The sequence below is a fragment of the Paenibacillus borealis genome (genome assembly GCF_000758665.1).
Taxonomy (GTDB): Bacteria; Bacillota; Bacilli; order Paenibacillales; family Paenibacillaceae; genus Paenibacillus_AQ; species Paenibacillus_AQ borealis.
The window spans coordinates 5,354,205-5,375,085 of sequence record NZ_CP009285.1 but is presented as its reverse complement, the minus strand read 5'-3'; the positions used below and the strand labels follow the sequence as shown (position 1 = coordinate 5,375,085).

At 52.4% G+C, this 20,881-nt stretch carries 20 protein-coding genes; 16 read left to right on the top strand and 4 right to left on the bottom strand.

Annotated features, from left to right (window positions below):
- The first annotated feature begins 136 nt into the window (after window positions 1-136).
- Window positions 137-865: a metallophosphoesterase family protein gene (locus tag PBOR_RS22860; RefSeq protein WP_245647871.1), complete on the top strand. Its 729-nt coding sequence runs from the start codon at window positions 137-139 to the stop codon at window positions 863-865.
- Window positions 866-878: 13 nt separating this feature from the next.
- Here PBOR_RS22860 and PBOR_RS22855 read toward each other — a convergent pair whose 3' ends face one another.
- Entirely contained in the window at window positions 879-1,814 is a 936-nt protein-coding gene (locus PBOR_RS22855; RefSeq protein WP_042215675.1) for an aldo/keto reductase, read from the bottom strand.
- Window positions 1,815-1,967: 153 nt separating this feature from the next.
- On the opposite strand from PBOR_RS22855, the gene PBOR_RS22850 reads away from it, so the two are divergent.
- The 10 genes from PBOR_RS22850 to PBOR_RS22805 all read left to right on the top strand — a co-directional run bounded on the left by PBOR_RS22850 (window position 1,968) and on the right by PBOR_RS22805 (window position 12,686).
- Window positions 1,968-2,582 (top strand): TetR/AcrR family transcriptional regulator, encoded by a 615-nt coding sequence (locus PBOR_RS22850; protein ID WP_042215673.1) that lies wholly within the window; start codon window positions 1,968-1,970, stop codon window positions 2,580-2,582.
- A 135-nt stretch (window positions 2,583-2,717) separates the two neighbouring features.
- The gene (locus tag PBOR_RS22845) at window positions 2,718-4,412 is read left to right on the top strand and encodes an oleate hydratase (protein ID WP_042215671.1); all 1,695 of its coding nucleotides are present in this window, start codon (window positions 2,718-2,720) and stop codon (window positions 4,410-4,412) included.
- A 145-nt stretch (window positions 4,413-4,557) separates the two neighbouring features.
- The gene (locus PBOR_RS22840; protein ID WP_039300264.1) at window positions 4,558-4,779 is read left to right on the top strand and encodes a hypothetical protein; all 222 of its coding nucleotides are present in this window, start codon (window positions 4,558-4,560) and stop codon (window positions 4,777-4,779) included.
- A gap of 123 nt (window positions 4,780-4,902) precedes the next feature.
- Window positions 4,903-5,214, top strand: coding sequence for a hypothetical protein (locus PBOR_RS22835; RefSeq protein WP_042215668.1), 312 nt, complete (start codon window positions 4,903-4,905; stop codon window positions 5,212-5,214).
- A gap of 251 nt (window positions 5,215-5,465) precedes the next feature.
- Entirely contained in the window at window positions 5,466-6,524 is a 1,059-nt protein-coding gene (locus PBOR_RS22830) for a FecCD family ABC transporter permease (RefSeq protein ID WP_042215667.1), read from the top strand.
- Window positions 6,525-6,526: 2 nt separating this feature from the next.
- On the top strand, window positions 6,527-7,561 hold the full coding sequence (locus tag PBOR_RS22825) for a FecCD family ABC transporter permease (protein WP_042215664.1): 1,035 nt from the start codon (window positions 6,527-6,529) through the stop codon (window positions 7,559-7,561).
- Window positions 7,562-7,588: 27 nt separating this feature from the next.
- Window positions 7,589-8,629 carry an NAD(P)/FAD-dependent oxidoreductase gene (locus tag PBOR_RS22820; RefSeq protein ID WP_042215662.1) on the top strand — a complete coding sequence of 347 codons (1,041 nt, stop codon included), beginning with the start codon at window positions 7,589-7,591 and terminating at the stop codon, window positions 8,627-8,629.
- A gap of 145 nt (window positions 8,630-8,774) precedes the next feature.
- On the top strand, window positions 8,775-10,358 hold the full coding sequence (locus PBOR_RS22815; RefSeq protein ID WP_081972147.1) for a spore germination protein: 1,584 nt from the start codon (window positions 8,775-8,777) through the stop codon (window positions 10,356-10,358).
- Window positions 10,348-11,553: a Ger(x)C family spore germination protein gene (locus PBOR_RS22810; RefSeq protein WP_042215660.1), complete on the top strand. Its 1,206-nt coding sequence runs from the start codon at window positions 10,348-10,350 to the stop codon at window positions 11,551-11,553. The genes PBOR_RS22815 and PBOR_RS22810 overlap by 11 nt, the downstream gene beginning before the upstream one ends.
- Window positions 11,554-11,588: 35 nt before the next feature.
- Entirely contained in the window at window positions 11,589-12,686 is a 1,098-nt protein-coding gene (locus PBOR_RS22805; RefSeq protein WP_042215658.1) for a GerAB/ArcD/ProY family transporter, read from the top strand.
- A gap of 11 nt (window positions 12,687-12,697) precedes the next feature.
- On the opposite strand, the gene PBOR_RS22800 is transcribed toward PBOR_RS22805, so the two are convergent.
- From PBOR_RS22800 to PBOR_RS22790, 3 genes are all read right to left on the bottom strand, one after another.
- Window positions 12,698-12,919, bottom strand: coding sequence for a YczF family membrane protein (locus PBOR_RS22800; RefSeq protein ID WP_042215656.1), 222 nt, complete (start codon window positions 12,917-12,919; stop codon window positions 12,698-12,700).
- Between the two features lie 146 nt (window positions 12,920-13,065).
- On the bottom strand, window positions 13,066-14,082 hold the full coding sequence (locus PBOR_RS22795; RefSeq protein ID WP_425415501.1) for an ABC transporter substrate-binding protein: 1,017 nt from the start codon (window positions 14,080-14,082) through the stop codon (window positions 13,066-13,068).
- A 102-nt stretch (window positions 14,083-14,184) separates the two neighbouring features.
- On the bottom strand, window positions 14,185-15,774 hold the full coding sequence (locus PBOR_RS22790; RefSeq protein WP_042215654.1) for a helix-turn-helix domain-containing protein: 1,590 nt from the start codon (window positions 15,772-15,774) through the stop codon (window positions 14,185-14,187).
- Between the two features lie 149 nt (window positions 15,775-15,923).
- On the opposite strand from PBOR_RS22790, the gene PBOR_RS22785 reads away from it, so the two are divergent.
- From PBOR_RS22785 to PBOR_RS22765, 5 genes are all read left to right on the top strand, one after another.
- Window positions 15,924-16,283 (top strand): (2Fe-2S) ferredoxin domain-containing protein, encoded by a 360-nt coding sequence (locus tag PBOR_RS22785; RefSeq protein ID WP_042215652.1) that lies wholly within the window; start codon window positions 15,924-15,926, stop codon window positions 16,281-16,283.
- Between the two features lie 113 nt (window positions 16,284-16,396).
- Window positions 16,397-17,206, top strand: coding sequence for a GNAT family N-acetyltransferase (locus tag PBOR_RS22780; RefSeq protein ID WP_042215649.1), 810 nt, complete (start codon window positions 16,397-16,399; stop codon window positions 17,204-17,206).
- Window positions 17,207-17,250: 44 nt separating this feature from the next.
- Window positions 17,251-17,982, top strand: coding sequence for an SDR family NAD(P)-dependent oxidoreductase (locus tag PBOR_RS22775; protein WP_042215647.1), 732 nt, complete (start codon window positions 17,251-17,253; stop codon window positions 17,980-17,982).
- Between the two features lie 167 nt (window positions 17,983-18,149).
- Window positions 18,150-19,307 (top strand): AI-2E family transporter, encoded by a 1,158-nt coding sequence (locus PBOR_RS22770; RefSeq protein WP_042215645.1) that lies wholly within the window; start codon window positions 18,150-18,152, stop codon window positions 19,305-19,307.
- Window positions 19,308-19,326: 19 nt separating this feature from the next.
- On the top strand, window positions 19,327-20,805 hold the full coding sequence (locus tag PBOR_RS22765; protein WP_042215642.1) for a carboxylesterase/lipase family protein: 1,479 nt from the start codon (window positions 19,327-19,329) through the stop codon (window positions 20,803-20,805).
- Window positions 20,806-20,881: the final 76 nt, after the last annotated feature.

Below are 20,881 nucleotides of genomic sequence, written 5' to 3'. Positions count from 1 at the left end.
CTGCGTCTTCACAACCGCTTACAACCGGTTTTCAGCAGCAGGGCCGTGCGGAAATCCGGTTTTATCAGTATAATTAAGTTTCTGAGTGTAAGGCATCTTAAGATGAGAATAGGAGGGAACGAGTATCAGAACTTTAGTGATCAGTGATATTCATGGATGCGTGGAGGAATTCAACCTGCTGCTCCGCAGAGCCAGCTATATCCCCTCCGAAGACCAGTTAATCCTGCTTGGCGATTATGTGGACAGAGGGCCGGACAGCAGAGCTGTGGTAGAACAGGTGAAACGTCTTGCGGAAGAATCAGGTGCGGTCGTATTGCGGGGCAATCATGATCAGATGGCATGTGATGCGTTGACGGGTGAAGATGACAAGCGTGATACACACTGGATTACCAATGGAGGATTTCATACTCTGCTGAGTTATTGCGGCGGCTGTGATTCGGTCCTGCTGCGCCCGGATTCAGGCTGGAAGGATTATGCGGAAATGAAGGAGTATATGCGGCAGGAGTATAAGGAGCATCTGGATTTCCTGGGCACGCTGCCTTTCTATTATGAAACGGACACCCATCTATTCGTCCATGCAGGAATTGATCCTTCCCTTGCCAACTGGACAAGCCAGCGGGAGTATGATTTCATCTGGATCCGCGAGCCGTTCTACAATTATCCTGTAACCTCTACCGCGAAGACGGTCGTATTCGGCCATACCTCCACGGTAGATCTGCAGGACGGGGCAGGAATCTGGTTCAGCCCGCATGGAGACAAGATTGGCATTGACGGCGGCTGTGTATATGGCGGGCAGCTGAACTGCCTGGAGATTAATGACGACGGGTACAAGACCTATTCAGTCCGGCTTGGTGAAAAGGAATAGCTGCAGCCCTGGATTACCAGCCCAGCTGCTGATCCCGGATCTCCTTGTCCCACAGCTCCTTGAGCCTCACCACATGCTCCGGCGGCATCACCTCATGGCTTGCAGAGATATTCTCGGCCAGCTGGGCGCTGCTGCGTACTCCAGGAATCACGGTGGTGACCTCCGGGTGAGCAAGGATGAAGCGCAGGGCAGCCATAGTCATGGTCGTCTCTTCGTCCGTAATGAACCGGATGCGGTCCACCAGGGCAGCGCGTTTCGCGATCACTTCCGGTGACCAGCGGCTTCGTACCCCTTCGAAGGTGCTGCTGCTGTCATATTTGCCGGAGAGCCAGCCGGAGTCCAGAGGGACCTTGACGATGAGGGCAATGTCTTTCTCATGAGCCAGCTTGAAGGCTTCCGCCGTTTCCTGGTAGAAGATATTGAACATCACCTCCATAACGCCGATATCCGTATGGCGGATGACCTCCAGCATTTCCGGCACGGAATCGACCGAAACCCCGTAAGAGAGAATTTTCCCTTCAGATTTTAGCTTGTCCAGTTCGTGGTAGTGGCCGAATTTCCCGTCCAGCAGCTCAAAAGGCGGATTATGAATCAGTACGGAATCCACATAATCCGTCTGCAGTCGCTGTAGACTGCCCTCGATGGAGGCCCGGATATGATCCGTATCAAAGCTGGTGCTGCCATCCGCCCCGTGACCGAATTTGGTGTTGATCACAGCGCCAGCGCGTCTGCCGGATAAGGCAGCTCCAAGCAGGGTTTCACTGGCGCCGCCCCCGTACCCGGGAGCCGTATCGAAGAAATTCATCCCGCGCTCCAGTGCTTCATGTACCAGAGAAACTGCCGCTCGATCCTCCATAGCTTCCCAATCCTGCTTATTCCCCAGTTGCCAGGCACCGAAGCCAATCTCCGACACCGTTTTGCCTGTACTGCCGTATCTTCTTCTATTCAAGCGTATCCACTCCCGTAAGGTTATTATGAAAACCTGTTCTTAATTGGTTATAATTGGAACATCTATACCGTATTGTAGAACCTTGAAGCCTATTAAGCAATGCAGTAAATCCAGAAATCCGGTTAAGTTTTTTACTGCAGTTAGGGGGAAGAAATGTCCAATTCACTGTTAACCAAGAACGCTTTAGCCCGGTCCCTCAAAAAACTCATGCTCGCAAGGCCGCTCAACAAGATTACAATCCAGCAGCTTACAGCGGATTGCGGTGTGACCCGGCATACTTTTTATAATCATTTTCAGGATATCTATGAGCTGCTCGGCTGGGTCTATAGGTCAGAGGTAATTGAAGGGCTGGAGCCATACCGCTGCTGCGCCGGCTGGAAGCAGGGGTTCCTGAGCGTCCTGCGTTACACCGTGAGCAACAAAACCATCTGTCTAAACACCTTTCATTCGCTTGGACGTGAGCATCTGGAGGATTTTCTGTACGGAGTGATATATGGCGTCATCATCAGGGTTGTGGAAGAGCTGGACGGGCAGGAGCTGGACCGCGAAGGGCAAAGGCAGATACCGGAACCGGTCAAAAAACAGGCCAGGCACGAAATTGCCGATTTCTACACGCTGGCGATTCTGGAACAGGTTATCCACTGGCTTAAAGCAGGGGCGAACACAGACCCGGCTGAAATTGTTGAGAAGGTGGCGCGGATTATGGATGGAAGCATTGCCCGTTCCCTGGAGCACTACCAGTCAGCTGCAGCTCATCCGGTTAAATGAAAATGACACAATGTGCGTAAGATGTGCAATCCCTGTACAGTCGCGCCAAGCTGTCCATAGAATTCAATGTTGACGGCGGGTATAGTGAAGGCAGTTAACAGCACTTATCCCCTGATCATGGAAGGAAGAGGACATATGGGTACATATCAAAGAATTCATCCGCTGGTACAGGAAGGCATCGCTTCACGTAAGGCATATCTCATAGGAGGGGGGATCGGCTCGTTGTCGGCAGCTGCTTTCCTGATCCGTGACGGCCATATGCCGGGACGGAATATTCATATCCTCGAGCAATCGGCGATCTATGGCGGTTCAATGGACGGGGCGGGGAACGCGAAGGACGGCTACAGTGCCCGCGGCGGACGCGAGATCGAAGAGCACTTTGAATGCTTCATGGAGCTGTTCGGCTTCATTCCCTCATTAACCAATCCGGACCGGACAGTGCTGGATGAATTCCGTGAGCTGAACCTGGCAGAACCGATCGAATCCCACTGCCGTCTGGTAGAAAAGGAAGGACAGCCCGCCGATTTCTCAACGCTGGGACTCTCCACTGCGCATGCGCTGCAATTGGGCAAGCTGACCCTGGCGACCGAAGAAAGACTCGGGGCGGTGACGATTGAGCAGTTTTTTGACCCGACCTTCCTGGAGACGAATTTCTGGTATTTCTGGCGCTCTATGTTCGCCTTCGAGAATTGGCATAGCGTAGTTGAGGTGAAGCGTTACATGGAACGCTTCATGCACCTGATCTCCGGGATGAACCAGCTGAAGGGGATCCTGCACACCGAATATAACCAGTTCGATTCACTGATTCTTCCTCTGATGAAGTGGCTGGAAAGCCAGGGGGTCAATTTCGACAAAGGCCATCAGGTTACAGATCTGGAGCTTGATTTCACCGGCGGGGAGAAAACCGTAACCGCTATTCAGCTGCTCGTAAACGGATCGCCAAAAACCATCTCAACAGCACGCGGAGATCTGGTCATGGTCACCAATGGTTCGATGACAGAGAATTCTACCCTGGGCGATCTGGACCATCCGGCGATCTTGAACCGCTCTGTTACGGAACGCGGCTGCTGGAGCCTCTGGGAGAAGCTTGCCGCCAAATCCCCGGATTTCGGCCACCCGGAAGTGTTCTGCGGGGATATCGACAAGTCCAAGTGGCTGTCGTTTACGATGACCTTTACGGACGACGATATTGTATTCCCATATCTGCTGGAGCTGACGGGAGATGCTCCGGGTATGGGCGGCGTAGTGACCATCAAGGACTCCAATTGGATGATGTCCTGGACCGCACCGAAGCAGCCGCATTTCATCAACCAGCCCGATAATGTGAAGGTGCTCTGGGCCTATGGATTGTTCCCGGATGCCGAAGGCAACTACATCAAGAAGAAAATGAGCGATTGTACCGGACGCGAGCTTCTGGAAGAGCTGATGTACCATATCGGTCTGAAGAACCGCATTCCGGAGATTCTGGAGCATACAACCAACGTTATTCCCTGCATGATGCCTTATATCACATCACAGTTTATGCCGCGTGTGGCAGGAGACCGTCCGCAGGTGGTTCCGCAGGGCAGCACCAATCTGGCCTTTCTCGGCCAGTTCGCCGAAGTTCCGGACGACTGCGTCTTTACCGTGGAATATTCGGTCCGCTCCGCGATGATGGCAGTGTACAATCTTTTGGCGCTGGAAAAAGAAGTGATTCCCATCCATCCGAGTAAGTATGATGTACGCGTGCTGCTGACAGCGCTCAGAACCTGCCTCGGCAACAAGCCGCTGCCGCTGGATAAGACGCTCGGCCAGCTGCTCGCCGGAACGGTGATCTCCAAATTATTATAAAAGATTAAGAAGGATAACAGGGGATGTCCCGGAGCCAGGAGGCGGCTGCCAGGGACATCCCCTGTGTGTATAGTGCCAGCTTTCGACATCATCCGCCCGCAGAACATGGTACAGTAAGACTAAAATTTCTGCGGAGGAATCCCTGATGAGAAAAATCTTAAGCCGGATAGGTCTCGGACTGCTGCTGCTGATTATAGCGGCGGTTGTGCTTTGCTTCTATTTCAATCAATTCACTTATGCCTATACACTGCTTGTAGTGCTGCTGTTTATATTTGGCGGGATGGGGCAAATGTATAAGCTGAAGAATGATGAGTACATGTATTCGCGGCATAACCAGAAAGATGAGTACGAGGAATACACAAGGTAAGAAGAATTACATAGCACAGGCAGAATCTGTTCCAGCCGCTCAAGGCATGCTCAAGGTCCGGCTGACATAGGATGGTATTAAGCAAGCGCTTTAACCATTCCGTCACAGCAGGAGGGAGAACGCGTGAACGAGAGACTGGCAGCCTTAATTCTGCGGATTGACGCTATTGCCACGGATATTATTGTACCGCTGCGCCGCAAAAGCATTAATGAAGCTGCCCTGCTTCAGCTATACGAGGCGCTGGATGAAACGTATCTGCTGATCGAGCATGAGAAGCAGATTGACCGGGAGCTTGCAGCTATTCTGTTTCTGATCTATTCGCAGCTGGTAAGCCAGTCCAATTATGTGTATGACAAAAGCAACTTCGTGCCGCATATCGGCAAGCTGCAGGGATATATCCGCAGACTATTCGGCGGTACGCTGCAGAATGTATAGTGCTGAACTCCGGACATTTCCGCCTATTCAACAGCAAGTGAACACGGCAACCTGACCCTCCAGATACATCCCCCTGCGGATGTATTTAGGATAAAGGTTGTCTTTTTTTATGCCGCGCATCCATCGCGAAATGGATGATTAGAGACTTTCTATGTACAGGTTTATATTTGTCCATTGCCAAACAGTGACAAATTCATTTACAATATTACAATGATAATGAGAATCAATTTCACAGAAAACGGGTGACAGTCATGAATCAACAGGCAGTGTCCAGGAATGGGCTTGATCAGAGAGCAGAACCGCTCAAACTGCGTTCGCGCCCTTGGGCGGCAACGCTGATCCTTATTGGCGGTTTGATTGCGCTGGCGCTGGGCATCGCTGTTTCAGTATCGTTTGGGGCAGCAGATATTAAGCTTTCTGTCGTTTGGACAGCAGTTTTTCACTTCAATCCGGATATTACAGAGCATCAGATTATCCGCGAGCTCCGGCTGCCGCGGGTTCTCGGGGGAGTGATGGTCGGAGCCAGCTTCGCAGTGGCCGGAGCCATCATGCAGGGGATGACCCGCAATCCGCTTGCGGATTCGGGGCTGATGGGCATTAACTCGGGAGCGGGATTTGCGCTGGCGGTCTGCTTTGCTTTTTTTCCGAATTTGTCGTTTATGTATCTTATTCTATATTCCTTCATCGGGGCCGGAGCGGGAGCAGGTATTGTCTACGGAATCGGTTCACTGGCGAAGGGCGGACTTACCCCGGCCCGGCTTGTGCTGGCGGGAGCCGCATTCAGTGCGCTGCTCTCAGCACTCAGTGAAGGTGTGGCACTGTATTTCAAAATCGGACAAGACCTCGCCTTCTGGTATGCAGGCGGCTTGGCCGGAACGAAATGGTTCCAGCTGCAGGTCATGTCTCCCTGGGTGATTGCAGCAATCATCGGAGCCATTGTCCTCTCCCGTTCCATTACGATGCTTAGTCTGGGTGAGGATATCGCCAGAGGACTTGGACAGCGAACCGGTCTGGTCAAATTAGCCGGGGCACTAATCGTTCTGATTCTGGCAGGTGCTTCGGTAGCTGTAGTAGGGGCCGTAGGGTTTGTCGGGCTGATTATTCCCCATCTGACACGTTATCTTGTAGGTGTGGATTACAGATGGATTATTCCCTGCTCCGCCGTGCTGGGTGCATTGCTCGTGGTCGGAGCGGATCTGACGGCCCGGATGATCAACCCGCCGCATGAAACGCCAGTTGGAGCAATTATCTCGCTGATCGGGGTACCTTTCTTCCTGTATCTGGCCCGTAAAGAAAGAAGGGAGCTGTAAAGATGCAGAGAACCAAGGTGATTTCCTTTGAAGAAGCAAGGCGTAAGCATGGTCTGAATGTGCTTGGTGTGCTGGCTGCATTAATTGTTATCATGTTCATTATAAGCGTGAATACAGGATACATACGTTTAACTCCGCTTGAGCTGCTGAATACCTTATTCGGTAAGGGGACGGACAAGCAGGAATTGATCCTGTTCCAATTCCGCTTACCGCGTATTGTAATTTCCATACTGATAGGAGCCGCACTCGCTGTTTCCGGTGCGGTGATGCAGGGGGTCTTCCGCAATGATCTGGCTGATCCGGGGATTCTCGGCATTAATGCCGGAGCCGGGCTGATGGTCATGCTGATGGTGTCCTTCTATCCGACGACATCTGCAGCACCTGTCTACCTGCTTCCGGTAGTTGCGTTCGTCGGGGCGGCATTCACTGCCGCATTGATCTACAGCCTGGCCTATAAGCGGCATCAGGGAATTGCGCCGATCCGTCTGCTGCTCACCGGTGTCGCAGTTGCGGCAGGGATGAGTGCAGCGATGATTGTGCTGACGCTTCGCCTTGATCCGGACAAATATCAATTCGTCGCTACCTGGCTGGCGGGCAGCATCTGGGGCACCAGCTGGAAATTTGTATTGTCCCTGCTTCCCTGGATTGTAATTCTCCTGCCTTACGTCATCTATAAGGCAAGGGTAATGAATGTGCTTAATCTGGGCGAGCAGACGGCTACCGGTCTTGGTGCCCATGTAACCAGAGAGCAGTTCCGTCTGCTGGCAGCGGCGGTCGGACTTGCCGCCTCAAGCGTAGCGGTAAGCGGAGGGATTGGTTTCGTCGGACTGGTCGGCCCGCATTTGGCCAGAAGGCTCGTGGGACCGAAACATCAGCTGATGCTTCCCGCTTCAGCGCTGCTCGGCGCGCTGCTCGTCATCACTGCCGATACGATTGGCCGCCGGATTCTGCAGCCGTCGGAGATTCCTACCGGTATTGTTGTTGCCGTTATCGGCGCTCCTTACTTTCTGTATTTGCTGGCCCGGACCAAATCTTAAATACACCTAGAAGCTGGAGGGAAACAAATGAACGAATCCATGGAATTATATGATGTGACGATTATTGGCGGTGGCCCCGCAGGAATGTATACGGCTTTTTATAGCGGAATGAGAGATTTGAAGACGAAGCTGATTGAAGCGAAGGAAGAGCTGGGCGGACGAATGCTTATCTATCCCGAGAAAATGATCTGGGATGTCGGAGGTGTTACACCGACTCTCTGCCGTAAGCTGATAGACCAGCTGGCGGAGCAGGCGCGGACCTTCGATCCCACCATTGTGTTCGGGCAGCAGATTGTGCATCAGGCGCGCCAGGAGGACGGAACTTATATCTTGACTTCAGCGACCGGTGAGCAGCACTGGACCCGTACTGTTATTCTCACCATCGGGTACGGCATTCTGCAGATGGCGAAGCTGGAGATTGAAGGCGCAGACCGCTATGAAGTGACGAACCTGCACTATACGGTGCAGGAGCTGGAACCGTTCCGCGGCAAGCGGGTTCTGATCTCGGGCGGCGGCGACTCCGCCGTAGACTGGGCGAATGAACTGGAGGGGATTGCCGCCAGCGTGACCATCGTGCACCGCCGGGAGCGGTTCGGCGGCCATGAGAAGAATATCGCCCGGATGAAGGCATCTTCCGTGGATGTGCGTGTGCCGTTTGCGGTGAGCCAGCTGCACAGCAGCAATGGAGAGCAGATTGACCAGGTCACGGTCAGCCATATTGAATCCGGTGAGAGTGAGCAGCTTGAGGTGGATGCAGTGATTGTAAACCACGGGCTCAAGAGTGATTTTGGTCCGCTGAAGGACTGGGGTCTGGATATGGGGGAATGGTGGGCTAAGGTCAGCAACAGGCTTGAAACGAATCTGCCGGGTATCTTTGCCGCAGGAGACTTCGTAGATTATGACAGCAAGGTCAGATTGATTGCCGGAACGTTCACGGATGCAGTGCTTGCCCTCAACAGCGCGAAGCTGTTCATGGACCCGAGTGCAGAGAAGGTGGCTTACGTCTCCTCTCATAATGACCGGTTTAAGGAGAAAAATAAGGCGCTTGGCGTCGTTGATGATCACTAGACTCAATTCATACAGGCTGTTCCTAACACGGGAAATTCCGTGGTGGGAGCAGCCTTTTTTCGGGTGGAGCAGGCTTCCTCACACATTCCATAAGCTGCATAAAAAAAGGATAGCAGGCGAATAGTAAGTGCAGGAGGTGCTGATTATGGATAAGACAACCAAAGAATCCAGACAGGCCGCACAAACGGTGGACAGCACGGGCGGGCAACTTCACAATCCGCCTATCTCCCCTGATCTGGAAGAGAATATTACTCAAATCAAAGCCAGGCTGGGGAACAGCCCGGATCTTATCATACGTACTTACGAACTGATCAATAGAACAGCCCGGGTAGCTGCGGTATATATGATTGGCATTACGGACAGAGAGATGGTTGATCATTTCATTTCACATGTGATGTCCTTCGAATCTTTGAATGACGATATATTGCTTGCAGCAACAACGGCCGATGTGTATTCCTATATCAAAGACAATGCACTAAGCATTGGTAAGGAGAAGCTGGTTCAAGATATTAATGGACTGCTGGAAGCGCTGCTGTCGGGGGACACCATTATTCTGGTTGACGGACTAAGTGAAGCGGTGAGCGGAAGCACCTGCGGCGGTGAGGTCAGACCGGTATCCGAGGCATCGACTCAAGTGGCGATCCGCGGCTCGAAGGAAAGCTTCACGGAGACTATCAGTACCAATATCGCCCTGGTCCGCAAAATCATCAAGAATCCCGATCTCTGGACCGAAACGATGAAGCTGGGCGATGTGACCCACACCGATATCACTATTATGTATATCAATGGCATTGCCGACCAGGAAACGATTCAGGTGTTCAAAAAAAAGCTTCAGGAAATTAAGGTGGATTCAATTCTGGAATCAGGCTACATTGAGCAGATTATTGAAGATAACAAATATTCTCCATTTCCGACACTGTATAACACAGAGCGCCCGGACAGTGTGGCGGGAAACCTGCTGGACGGACGGATTGCTATCTTTGTCGACGGCACTCCGTTTGTGCTGATTGCCCCGACCACCTTCTTTATGTTCTTTCATACGGTGGAGGATTACTATCAGCGCTACGATATCTCAACACTGATCCGGCTGCTGCGGTTCCTGTGCCTGCTTATCTCTTTATATGGGCCTGCAATCTTCGTGGCGGCGCTTAATTTCCATCAGGAGATGATTCCGACACCGCTGCTGATCAATCTGGCTTCACAGCGGGAAGGTGTGCCTTTTCCTGCTTTCGTCGAAGCCCTAATGATGGAGATTACCTTTGAGATTATCCGTGAAGCGGGTGTCCGCATGCCTTCGCCAATCGGGCAGACCGTCTCCATTATCGGCGGGCTCGTGCTTGGGACTGCGGCGGTTCAGGCGGGAATTGTTTCTCCGGCCATGGTTATTGTCGTCTCGCTTACAGGTATCTCCAGCTTCGCCACTCCAGCATTCAATATGGCACTCTCTATCCGGATGCTGCGGTTTGTCATCATGGTCATCGCCGCCTTTATGGGGCTGTATGGAATCGCCATCTTTACAATCATGCTGATTGCCCACATGTGCAGCCTGCGCTCCCTTGGAGTGCCTTATATGTCGCCTCTGGGACCGTTTGTGCCGGAGAATCAGAAGGATACCTTTCTCCGCTCCCCTATAACGTTCATGAAGATCCGCAAACGGCTGCTGAACAAGGGCAATGGCTCCACAGCCCCCGGAAAAAAAACGGCAAAGAGGAAATCCTATGAACATTAGGGGCGTCATGCGCATGGTTTCTATTGGAGTCATTGTGCTGATGCTGACTGGCTGCTGGAACAGCAGAGAATTGAATGACCTGGCTATCGTAAGCGGCATCGGTATTGATCTGGTTCCGGAAACTAATGAATTCAAGGTGACATTTCAGCTGGTCAATCCATCATCAACGGCATCGAGCTTTAGTGCCAGTACCGGACAGCCCTCTATTGTAGTCGTATCCTCTACCGACAAGACCTTATTCGGGGCTCTGCGGCGGGCGTCCAAACGGGTGACAAGGCAGCTTTTTTTTGCCCATACCCAGCTTGTTATTCTAGGTGAGTCCCTGGCCCGTAGCGGGATCAACGAGGTGTTTGACATCTTTGAGCGTTCGCATGAACTGAGACTGAATTCAGCAGTACTTGTCGCCTATCACAGTGATGCCGCTTCAGTGCTGAAGATACTGACACCCATAGAAAGCCTCCCTTCCCTGGGCATGGTCAAAAAGACGCAGAATACTTCCAGGTTATGGGGAGAGAACCGGACGATCGATGTATTCGATATCATTAACGGCATAACAGGTGAAGGAGATTTGACGATTAATGGGGTGTCAGTTCAAGGCGACACTTCGGAAGGCATGAAGAAATCCAATCTGGAACAGACAGTGTCCCAGGCAGGAACTGTTATGCATGGACTTGGCGCTTTTAGAGAGGGGAAGCTGGTCTATTGGATGAATGATTCGGAAGCGCGGGGTACGGAATGGCTGCTTAACCGGATTGAAGAAACCATTCTCAATATCGATTCTGAAGATAAGAAAGACTCAGTTGCAGTCAATATTGTGTATTCCAGAACTAAGGTGAAGATTGATATTCAGGACGGCCTGCCGGTCTTTCATGTAAGTATCAGTGAGGAAGGCATTGTGAATGAAACGGACGGCTACTCCGATCTCAGCAAGCGGGAAGAAATTGTGAAGCTAGAACAGGAGCTGCAGAAGCAGACTGGTAACGAAGTGAAGCAGGCCTTGCAGATGGCACAGCAGATGGAGAGCGATATTTTTAACTTCGGGAATGAATTGAAACGCAGCGATCCGAAAGGCTGGGCCCAACTAGATAAGAATTGGGGCCACATCTTCGCTCAAGGGAAGCTGGACCTCCATGTGGAAGCGTACATCCGCAGTACCGGAATGAGTCTGAAGCCGTATCACTCTGCTCCGGATTAATCAGCTTTTTATGCAGAAATAAGGTGAATAGATTTATGAGAAAAGAAGCGATCGGCCCCAGTCAGCTTTTTGCGATGATTGTTCTGTTTGAGCTTGGAACAGCGCTGGTTGTACCGGTGGGCCTGGAGAGCGGGCATGCGGTCTGGCTCTCCATCCTGATGGCGCTCCCCGGGGGGATTCTGCTTTATCTTGTGTTTACACATCTGTACCTGCAGTTCCCGGATCTGATCATCAGCGGCTATGCGCGTAAGATTCTCGGCCCCTGGATAGGCTGGCTGGTAGGCCTGCTGTTTATCCCGGTGCTGCTCTATAACGGCTCCAGAAATCTGCGTGAAGCGGGGGACCTGTTAATTTCAGCTTCATACGACAAAACTCCGATTCTTATCATTGACTCCATTATGATTATTGCGGTGATATACATCCTCAGCAAGGGAATCGAAGTATTCGCCAGAACGGCGGAGATTTTCTTCTGGATTATAATCGTAATGGGATTGATCTGTATTTTTATTGTTATTGCTGCCGGACTGGTGGAGATTAAGAATCTGTTACCGATTCATATCAATGATCTCTGGGAAGCTCTGGGCTCTGCCTACCCTAACATTTGGATTTTTCCGTTCGGGGAGGTAGTGTGCTTCACGACTATACTTCCGCACTTTAACAAATCAAGGAAGATTAAGAAAACCGGCATCGTGGCCATCACCTTAAGCGCTTTACTGCTTAGCTTCACCCATGCCATTGAGATGGGAGTGCTCGGAGAGAACCTCTACAGCCGGACAACCTTTCCGATGTTTACTACCATCACACTCGTGAATGTAGCCAATTTCATCCAGCGTCTGGATGCACTTGTTATGCTTACACTCATTATCGGGGTGTTCTTCAAGATGACTGTTTATTGCTATGCTGCTGTGGCTGTAACTGCCGATCTCTTCAAGGTCCGCGATTCCAAAAAACTGGTGATTCCGGCGGGGATGGTCATGCTGTTCAGCTCGTTCGTCAGTGCGGAGAATTATCCGGTGCATATGAGTGAAGGGAAGGTTTTTCTGGAGAACATCCTGCCGGTATTCTGTGCGTATATTCCTTTTCTGCTGTTTCTTGTTCACCGTATCCGGCGCAGATTCGGCCTTTACCGTTAAGAGGTCCGCCTTCAGCGGCTGCGGCTGCGTTTGACGGCGCCGGCGACCACCTGTATTAAAGGGAGCGCCCCGAAAATCAGCATACATATCAATTCCTGCAGAGTAGTTGTAGCGAAGACTGTAGAAAGAGAATGCATGGATGTTGCCAGGCTGACTCCGGATAGTACATCAACCAATGTAATTAAGAGCAAGGTAAGGACGGCTAACAGGACATAAATACCGAGAATTTTCATGGGGATGCTCCTTAGGCTCCGCAAGCTGATTTGCCGGTTCCGGGCAGGCGGGCTACAGGTATTATCTCCATTTATGGAATGAGTAATCAACAAAAAAGCTGCCGGGAGCCCGTTAAGGCTGCCCAGACAGCTTCATGATCATTCATTTATTGCCCGGAAGTCAGCCAGTCGGCCAGCTCTTCCGTCTGTGCCAGAACGGCGATCGGATCATAATACCAGGAACGTTCTTCTTTCCATACATAGATATGCCCGTTCTTGACAGCTGGCAGGCTGCCCCAGATCGGATCTGCCTGGAAGTCTTCTACAGTCTGTGTGTTATCGGTCACGACGAGATAATCACCTGCATATTTACCCAGCGTCTCGGCGGATAATTCTGCCCACTGCTTCTCCATGATCTCTGCAGCGACTGCAGTGGGCGGCTTGCGTCCCAATGCCTGATAGATCGGCTGTCCGCCCCGTCCGAAGTTGTCGCCATACACCCAGGTGGATTTGTCGGCATGCTCCAGGATGCTGAAGGTAGCATCGGCAGGGATCGCTGCATCTACACGGGCCTTGGCGGCAGCGATCCGCTTGTCGTAATCAGCCAGCCAGTCTGCGGCTTCCTGTTCCTTGCCTAGCAGCTTGCCGAAATAAGTCAGCTCTGCGTGGGCATCCTTCAGATCACCGTACGGCACAATGACGGTAGGGGCAATCTGGCTTAGGGTCTCATAGCTGTCCGCATTGCCGGAGATGATGAGGTCCGGGTTCAGGGCGATAATATTCTCCGGTGACATCTTTCCGTAAGTGCCGGTATCCGTGACTCCGGTAAGTGATTCCTTGTAATACATATTCTCAAGCGTCAGTCCGGGAGCACCGACAGGGATCGTATCCAGCGCAATCAGACTGCCAAGATACTCTTCGGCCACAATCCGCTGCGGTGTGGTCGGCACTTCAATATCCCCATTTACAGTGGTTACTGTTTTGAAGGCGGGAGCTGCTGTTTCGGCTGCAGTCTCCGGCTGCGGAGACGAAGCGGGAGCTTCCGTAGCATTAGCTGCAGCACCACCGGTACTGTTATTGGACGTGTTGTTTCCACAGGCTGAGGCTATAAGCATCAGTGCCAGCAGCATAGGAAAGAAGATCCAATGTTTCTGGGGACTCGGGTTTGAATAGTGATTTATCAAGATGTATGCCTCCTTATGTAGAACGATTATCATTCTCAATAACACTTTACAGATTTTGCTCGGTTTACACTATGGCTGAATGTGATGTTCAGGCATGTAAATTTATGATGTCAGCGCCTGTAGGAGAACCCTTAACTGGGCTTCGGAGGAGAGCGGATCAAATCCGTAGAACATGGCAGGCTGATTCAGGAAATAGATCCTGCTGCCGGAAGAGGCAGTCTTATCCTGCTCCACTGCATGATGAAGAAAGGAACGGAGCGGCTCCTGCAACTTGGCTGTTCCGGCGCTGCAGGTAATAAATATATGATCTGCGGGATAACTGGCGACATCACTGAAAGCAATCTCCAGATAACCTTTGCGGATGAGACCTTCGCTTACAAGGCTGCCGGGGGGCCGGAAGCCAAGATCATTATACAGAATCTGAGATCCATGGCCATAGCTGCTGCTGAAGCAATAAGCAGCGTCTCTGCCAATCTCCCAGACAACTGCGGTTCCCCGGGTACCGATCTGCCGGTCGAGCTGCTGATTGGCGAGAACGCAGTGTTCATCATAGACACTTAGCCATTCTTCAGCCTGAGTCCTGCGGCCAGTGACCTCCGCAATGAGCCGGAACTGCTCACGCCAGTCCATTTGCATGAAGGGGATTTCAATCACCGGAGCTACGGATAACAGCTGCTTATTCCTGTCAGGCAAGGAGTAGCTGATAATTACATCGGGCCGGGCAGAAACCAAGCGTTCATATAGACCTGTGGAGCCGCTTCCCTCATTTAGCAGCTTATGCTTGGAGGGAACAGGCTGCAGCCTCTCCATCCAGGCGGAATATACTCCGAGCCGGGGAACAACTTCAAGCGCCTGCAGGCTGGCCGTGTGATTGAAATTCAGCGATACAACGGATTTATTCTTGCGGTGATAGGCTGCAGGAGATATCCCCACGACCTGCTTGAATTTGCGGCTTAGATAGGTGCCTTCGCCATAACCGACCTCAAGCGCCAGGGTGCTCAGGTTGGGGGCTCCTGTCAGAATGCGCTGCTGGGCTTTGCGGATGCGCAGCAGCGTTACATATTCATTAAAGGTCTGCCCGGTAGATTTGCGGAAAGCACGGGAGAAATGCTCCGGAGTAACTCCGGCAAGCTCTGCAGCCTGTCCTCTCGTTAAATCTTCATTATAGTGGAACTCTATGTATTGCAGTACCCGGTCAAGCCAATGACGCGCAGGCTCCGTGTTCTCAGCAGCACTGCCATGGAGTTCAGTGAGCAGCTCAGTGAACAGCTGCTGCAATGCAAAGGGCCGATGCTCTTCCGGCTGGTTCCAGCTGCTCAGCAGCCGTGACGCCATCGCGCAAATATATGGCGCACAGCTGCGGAGCGGTATACCGTTGTTCAGCGGACTGGAACGATGGCTTGTGCCGGGGAGGACAACATATTCGATCCACACACCCTGCAGGTTATGACTGTGCTGCAGGGTGAGGTGTGCGGGGCTGTCACAGCATACAGCAGTGCCGCTGGACAAACGGGTACGTTCTCCGTCCCTCTCAATCATTCCGCTGCCTCCGGTAACTATAATCAGCAGGGAAGAGGGCGGCTGGCGGATATCCTCCAGGTAAGAAGCGGGCTTGTCCAGTGCAGTAATCCGCACCGGGATATAAAAATTATGAGGATATGGCAATGAACTGCCGGAATGCGGTGTATGCATGTTCAGAGTCACTCTTTCCTTGGGTGATAATCATTCTCATTACCTAGTATAACAGCCTTTCCCGCTATTGACGATCCTCTGAATGGTAAGTAGAGTTTAAGGAGACAGACAAAGAGGGTATTGTTGTACTAGAGGGGAGCGGGAATTCTATGACGACCTGGAATCTGCAAGGGACGGTCAGCCATCTGCTGATCTGTAACGGAAGCGACTGCAAGAAGCACAAGGGTGAAGAGGTCGCTGACGCGATAGAGGATGAAATCGGGAAGCAAGGGGCTAACTCCCTGATCCATACTACTGTAACCCGCTGCAATGGAAGATGTTCGGATGCGTGTGTAGTCATCTCATATCCGGAAGGCGTATGGTACAGGGATATCACTCCCAAATCAGCCAAAAGTCTGGTACGCAAGGTGCTGAAGGGCGAACGGCTGGAAGAGAATGTGCTCTACACTTATGAAGAAGGCCTGAAAGCCGTTAACCCCAAAGGGGCAAAGGGTAAAAAGAAAAAGTGAATGATATACGATAATGCAGTCCGTCACTGGTAAATTTTCGGTGGCGGACTGTTTATTTTTGTCAGAGGGAGGATTATGATTGAAAGAAAAAGTCAGAGTAAGGGGGAAGCAGGATGTTTGTGAATTTCGAACCGGATGACCGTGTGCTGCACAGCAAGGCGTTCTTGCAGGAAGAAGTGGAGTATAATCTCATTCACCTTATCACCGGGAACCCGGAATCGCTCCGGCTCAAGACTGCCGAGGATGAGCTGATCTTCGCACATACGGAGGGGTATAATCCCTGGTTATGGATTTCACCGGAAGTGGACGCTGTGCAGCGCAGAGCACTGGTCAAGCAGCTCGGGGAGCGGGTGAAGGAGCTTGGGTTGTCAGGTGTAACCGGGGCTCCGGAGACGGCCAGGCTGTTCGCAGAGGCGTATTGTGAGAATACCGGCAAGCTGTATCATGTCCATATGATAATGGAAGCCTATCATTGCCCGCAGGTGCAGAAGCCCTCTAATGTCAGCGGTAAGCTGCTGCAGGCAGATGCTGGTTATATTCCGGTCATTGCAGATTATTTGGCCTGCTTCGTGAAGGATGCGTTCGGCACTGATAATGCGCCGGAGAATTTCCTCGGCTACGCCAGAGACATTACCGGATCCGGCACACTCCGTCTGTGGATGGTACAGGACAGGCCTGTATCCATGGCGAATCTGGCGCATCTGTCCTCCAGGTATGCCCGGATTAATGAAGTCTTTACTCCGCATGACTGCCGTAAGCAGGGATATGCGAGTGCAGCTGTAGCAGAGCTGTGTGCTGAACTGCTGGGCAAGGGCATTACGCCTATGCTCTATGCCGATGCCGCAAATCCGGATTCCAATAAGGTCTATCAGTCGATCGGGTTTGAGCGGACCGGCAGCGTCGCGGATTTGCGGTTTCAGTAATCCGGTTCTACCTGGGTGAATATAGGGTGAGGGAGTGTTAAAGAATGCTGCAGGGAATGAAAATAATTGTGACCGGGGCCGCTTCGGGGATCGGTAAGGCGATCGTCTTGCTTAGTCTCCAGGAAGGTGCTGAAGTGATTGCCTGTGATCTGGATGGCCGGGGGCTTGAGGAACTGAAGGCCGAGGCGGCTTCGGATAAGCTCTGCTCCTTCCGGGTGGATGTGAGCAATTACAGCGAGGTGGAGCAATTCTTCGCATACATACAGCAAGAACATGCTGCGGTTAGCGGTCTGGTCAATAATGCCGGCATCTATCTGGGGCGCAGTCTGCTGGAATATACGCCAGAGGATATCGGCAGGGTACTGGATATCAACATCAAGGGGTACGTCTATTTCTCGCAAGGGTTCGGACGGCTGCTGCTGGACCGGAAGCAGACAGGCGTCATCGTCAATATGGCCTCCGTCTCCGGTCAGGAAGGCAGTTCAGATGCAGTGTATGGCTTAACCAAGGCAGCTGTTCTCGGCTTGACCAAAAGCTGCGCCATGAACTTTGCCCCTCATATCCGGGTGAATGCAGTTGCCCCGACGATGACCAGTACTCCGATGATGGGGCATATCCCGGCCTGGAGGCAGCAGGAATATCTGGAGCATCAACTAACCCCGGAACCGCTGCTGGCGGAGGATATTGCCGATACGGTGGTTTTTATGCTAAGCCGCAAAGCCCGGGCCTACACCGGGGCGACTTTTGATATTAACAATGGCTGTTATTTGCGCTGAGCCGCCAGGCTGGCGGTTCTGCTGAACAGGCTGCAGTCCTTACTCCACTAGAGCAGCTTCGGGTTGAACCGGAAATTTGACTTGCAGCCTCCGTCTTGACTATGCTATTACAAAGTGCAATTAATCACACTTATATCGTAAGTGTTGCAGCAGGGGGGCGGCAGTATATGGATAGACGTCAGGTCTGGCCGGATAAATTCAAGAAGTTTTTTCTGAATAACAAGTTTGTGGTGGGGTTACTAATCGCGCTGCTGATTGGTGTTACCGTGCTCGTATTCTCTAAGATTCCGTTTATTTTCAAACCTTTGTCGGTGCTTCTGCATACAGTGGCAGCGCCACTGCTTCTCTCGGGGGTTGCCTATTATCTGCTGAATCCGCTGGTTGACCGTCTGGAGCGGAGAAGCAAGGTGAAGCGCGCTTACGGAATTGTTACCATGTACCTCGTAATTGCCGGGATTATTACACTGATCCTGCTTATGGTTATTCCCATTATCCGTACCCAGCTGATGGGACTGATCGACAATTTCCCTAAATACAGTGCGCAGATTCAAGAGGAATTCCTCCATCTGACAGGCAGTGAGTTTTTCGGGAAGATTCAGGAGAGTGTGGGCACGGATCTCAGTGATATCACCGGCAAAGTTACTACGTGGGGCACCTCGTTCCTCAATAATGCTGCCAGTGGCGTGGGCAACTTTGTAGGCACTTTGACAGAAATTGTTCTGGCAGTGGTGACTACGCCGTTCATTCTGTTCTATCTGCTGCGTGACGGTAAAAGATTGCCCGACTACCTGATGCGGTTCATTCCTACCTCACTCCAGCCGCAGTCCCGGATGGTTATGCAGGAAATGAACAGCCAGGTGGCCTCCTACATCCGCGGGCAGATCATTGTCAGCTGCTGCATAGGTGCATTGCTCTATATTGGTTATCTGATCATCGGGCTGGAATACTCCCTGGTCCTGGCTATCGTTGCCGCATGTACTGCGGTGGTCCCTTATCTGGGGCCTGTTATCGCGATTACGCCTGCACTTGTGGTAGCGATGGTAACTTCGCCGTTCATGCTGCTCAAGATGGTGATTGTCTGGACTGCCGTCCAGCTGATCGAAGGGAAGTTTATCTCTCCGCAGATCATGGGCAAATCGCTGAAGATACACCCGATCACGATTATTTTTGTAATTATTTTTGCCGGTAAAATGTTCGGGGTACTCGGCATCATTCTCGCGGTACCGGGTTATGCCGTGCTCAAAGTAGTGGTTACCCATATCTTCCAGTGGTTCCGTTTCCGCTCCGGACTCTATAAAGTGATTGAAGAAAAAGCTGAGGAATAAAGCGAAAAGGATGAGTGTAATGACAGGACAACTAGTGACTACAGCCTATGGGCAATTACAGGGGGAACAGAGCGGCGGAGTGAATGTCTGGCGCGGCATCCCGTTTGCTGCTCCTCCTGTCGGAGAGCTGCGCTTTCGTGCACCGCAGGCGCCGGAACCGTGGAGCGGAGTGCGCGAGGCGAAGGAATTCAGCCCGGTCAGCCTTCAGCCGGTAAGCACCAGCGGCACGCGGTTTGGCGGTCTTAATCCGGCATATTCGGAAGACTGCCTGTACCTGAATGTCTGGTCTCCGGCAGCAGAGCAGGATCAGGCCCTGCCCGTCATGGTCTGGATTCATGGCGGGACCTTTGTAACCGGTGCGGGCAGCCAGCCGATGTTTGACGGAGCCCGGATGGCCGCAAGCGGCAATGTTGTTCTGGTTACGGTGAATTACCGGCTCGGTCCGCTAGGTTTTCTGCATCTGTCTCCGATGGGAGCGGGGCTTGGCTCCAATCTTGGACTACTGGACCAGATTGCCGCTCTGGAATGGGTGCGGGAGAATATTGCGGCATTTGGCGGTGATCCCGGAAATGTTACGGTGTTCGGGGAATCGGCGGGCAGCATGAGCATTGCCGCGCTGCTGGCGATGCCGGCGGCCAAGAGGCTGTTCTCGCGCGCGATTATGGAGAGCGGCGCGGGGCAGTGCCTGAGCGGCCAGCAGGGGGAACAGATTGCCGCCGCCTTCCTGGCAGAGCTTGGCCTTCAGCCCGGCGGTGATACACAGCTGCTGCATACGCTCCCTGCCCAGCAGATTATGGAAGCGGCGGGCCGGATGGCGTACAAGCTGTCCGGGAATTCGCTGAGCATGTACTTCCAGCCGGTCATTGAGCCGCTGACCTTACCGGTGGAACCGGCACAGGCAGTGCGTGACGGGGCGGCAAGCGGCATCCCGCTGCTGATCGGGACGAATCTCCACGAAGGCAATCTGTTCTTCCGTGAGGGACAGGCAGGCGAAAGCTTCGATCGTTCGCTCAAATCGCTGGAGCTGCTGATGGGCATCGAAGACCTCTCAGAGCTGACCTCTGATTACAGCAAAACCTGGGAAGGGCAAGCCGAGGTGCTGACCGATCTGTTCTTCTGGGCCAGCTCGATTGCGTTCGCAGAGAAGCAGCGGGATCACGCTCCGGTGTGGATGTACCGGTTCGACTGGACCGTGTCCGGCCATCCGCTGCTGGAGAAGGCCATTCACGGTGCGGAGATTCTCTACGTGTTCAACAACCTGCCGCTGCTGAAGCAATATGGCCTGGCAGTTACGCCTGAGATGGAAGGTGTGGCCGAAGCAATGCAGAGAGCCTGGACAACCTTTGCCCACCGTGGAGATCCGTCTGCACCGGAACTTGCATGGCCGCAGTACACACCGGAAAAGCGCGCTACGCTGCTGTTCGATCAGGTCTCGCGTGTAGTGGAAGATCCGGATGGAGAGAAGCGCCGGCGGATTTTTGAGCATTATGCGGGGTGAACGGATACGGCTCTTGATTTCAATAAGGCGCGATATACCGGAATGAGGAGCAGAAGTGCCCCTGAATTCGCCGAAA

Bases quoted from the DNA above. Each gene is read 5' to 3' on its own strand.
- PBOR_RS22790 (WP_042215654.1), bottom strand. From the start codon at position 15,774: ATGCATACACCGCATTCCGGCAGTTCATTGCCATATCCTCATAATTTT.
- PBOR_RS22770 (WP_042215645.1), top strand. From the start codon at position 18,150: ATGGATAGACGTCAGGTCTGGCCGGATAAATTCAAGAAGTTTTTTCTG.
- PBOR_RS22820 (WP_042215662.1), top strand. From the start codon at position 7,589: ATGAACGAATCCATGGAATTATATGATGTGACGATTATTGGCGGTGGC.
- PBOR_RS22765 (WP_042215642.1), top strand. From the start codon at position 19,327: ATGACAGGACAACTAGTGACTACAGCCTATGGGCAATTACAGGGGGAA.
- PBOR_RS22775 (WP_042215647.1), top strand. From the start codon at position 17,251: ATGCTGCAGGGAATGAAAATAATTGTGACCGGGGCCGCTTCGGGGATC.
- PBOR_RS22805 (WP_042215658.1), top strand. From the start codon at position 11,589: ATGAGAAAAGAAGCGATCGGCCCCAGTCAGCTTTTTGCGATGATTGTT.
- PBOR_RS22780 (WP_042215649.1), top strand. From the start codon at position 16,397: ATGTTTGTGAATTTCGAACCGGATGACCGTGTGCTGCACAGCAAGGCG.
- PBOR_RS22810 (WP_042215660.1), top strand. From the start codon at position 10,348: ATGAACATTAGGGGCGTCATGCGCATGGTTTCTATTGGAGTCATTGTG.
- PBOR_RS22845 (WP_042215671.1), top strand. From the start codon at position 2,718: ATGGGTACATATCAAAGAATTCATCCGCTGGTACAGGAAGGCATCGCT.
- PBOR_RS22840 (WP_039300264.1), top strand. From the start codon at position 4,558: ATGAGAAAAATCTTAAGCCGGATAGGTCTCGGACTGCTGCTGCTGATT.
- PBOR_RS22815 (WP_081972147.1), top strand. From the start codon at position 8,775: ATGGATAAGACAACCAAAGAATCCAGACAGGCCGCACAAACGGTGGAC.
- PBOR_RS22785 (WP_042215652.1), top strand. From the start codon at position 15,924: ATGACGACCTGGAATCTGCAAGGGACGGTCAGCCATCTGCTGATCTGT.
- PBOR_RS22850 (WP_042215673.1), top strand. From the start codon at position 1,968: ATGTCCAATTCACTGTTAACCAAGAACGCTTTAGCCCGGTCCCTCAAA.
- PBOR_RS22830 (WP_042215667.1), top strand. From the start codon at position 5,466: ATGAATCAACAGGCAGTGTCCAGGAATGGGCTTGATCAGAGAGCAGAA.
- PBOR_RS22800 (WP_042215656.1), bottom strand. From the start codon at position 12,919: ATGAAAATTCTCGGTATTTATGTCCTGTTAGCCGTCCTTACCTTGCTC.
- PBOR_RS22825 (WP_042215664.1), top strand. From the start codon at position 6,527: ATGCAGAGAACCAAGGTGATTTCCTTTGAAGAAGCAAGGCGTAAGCAT.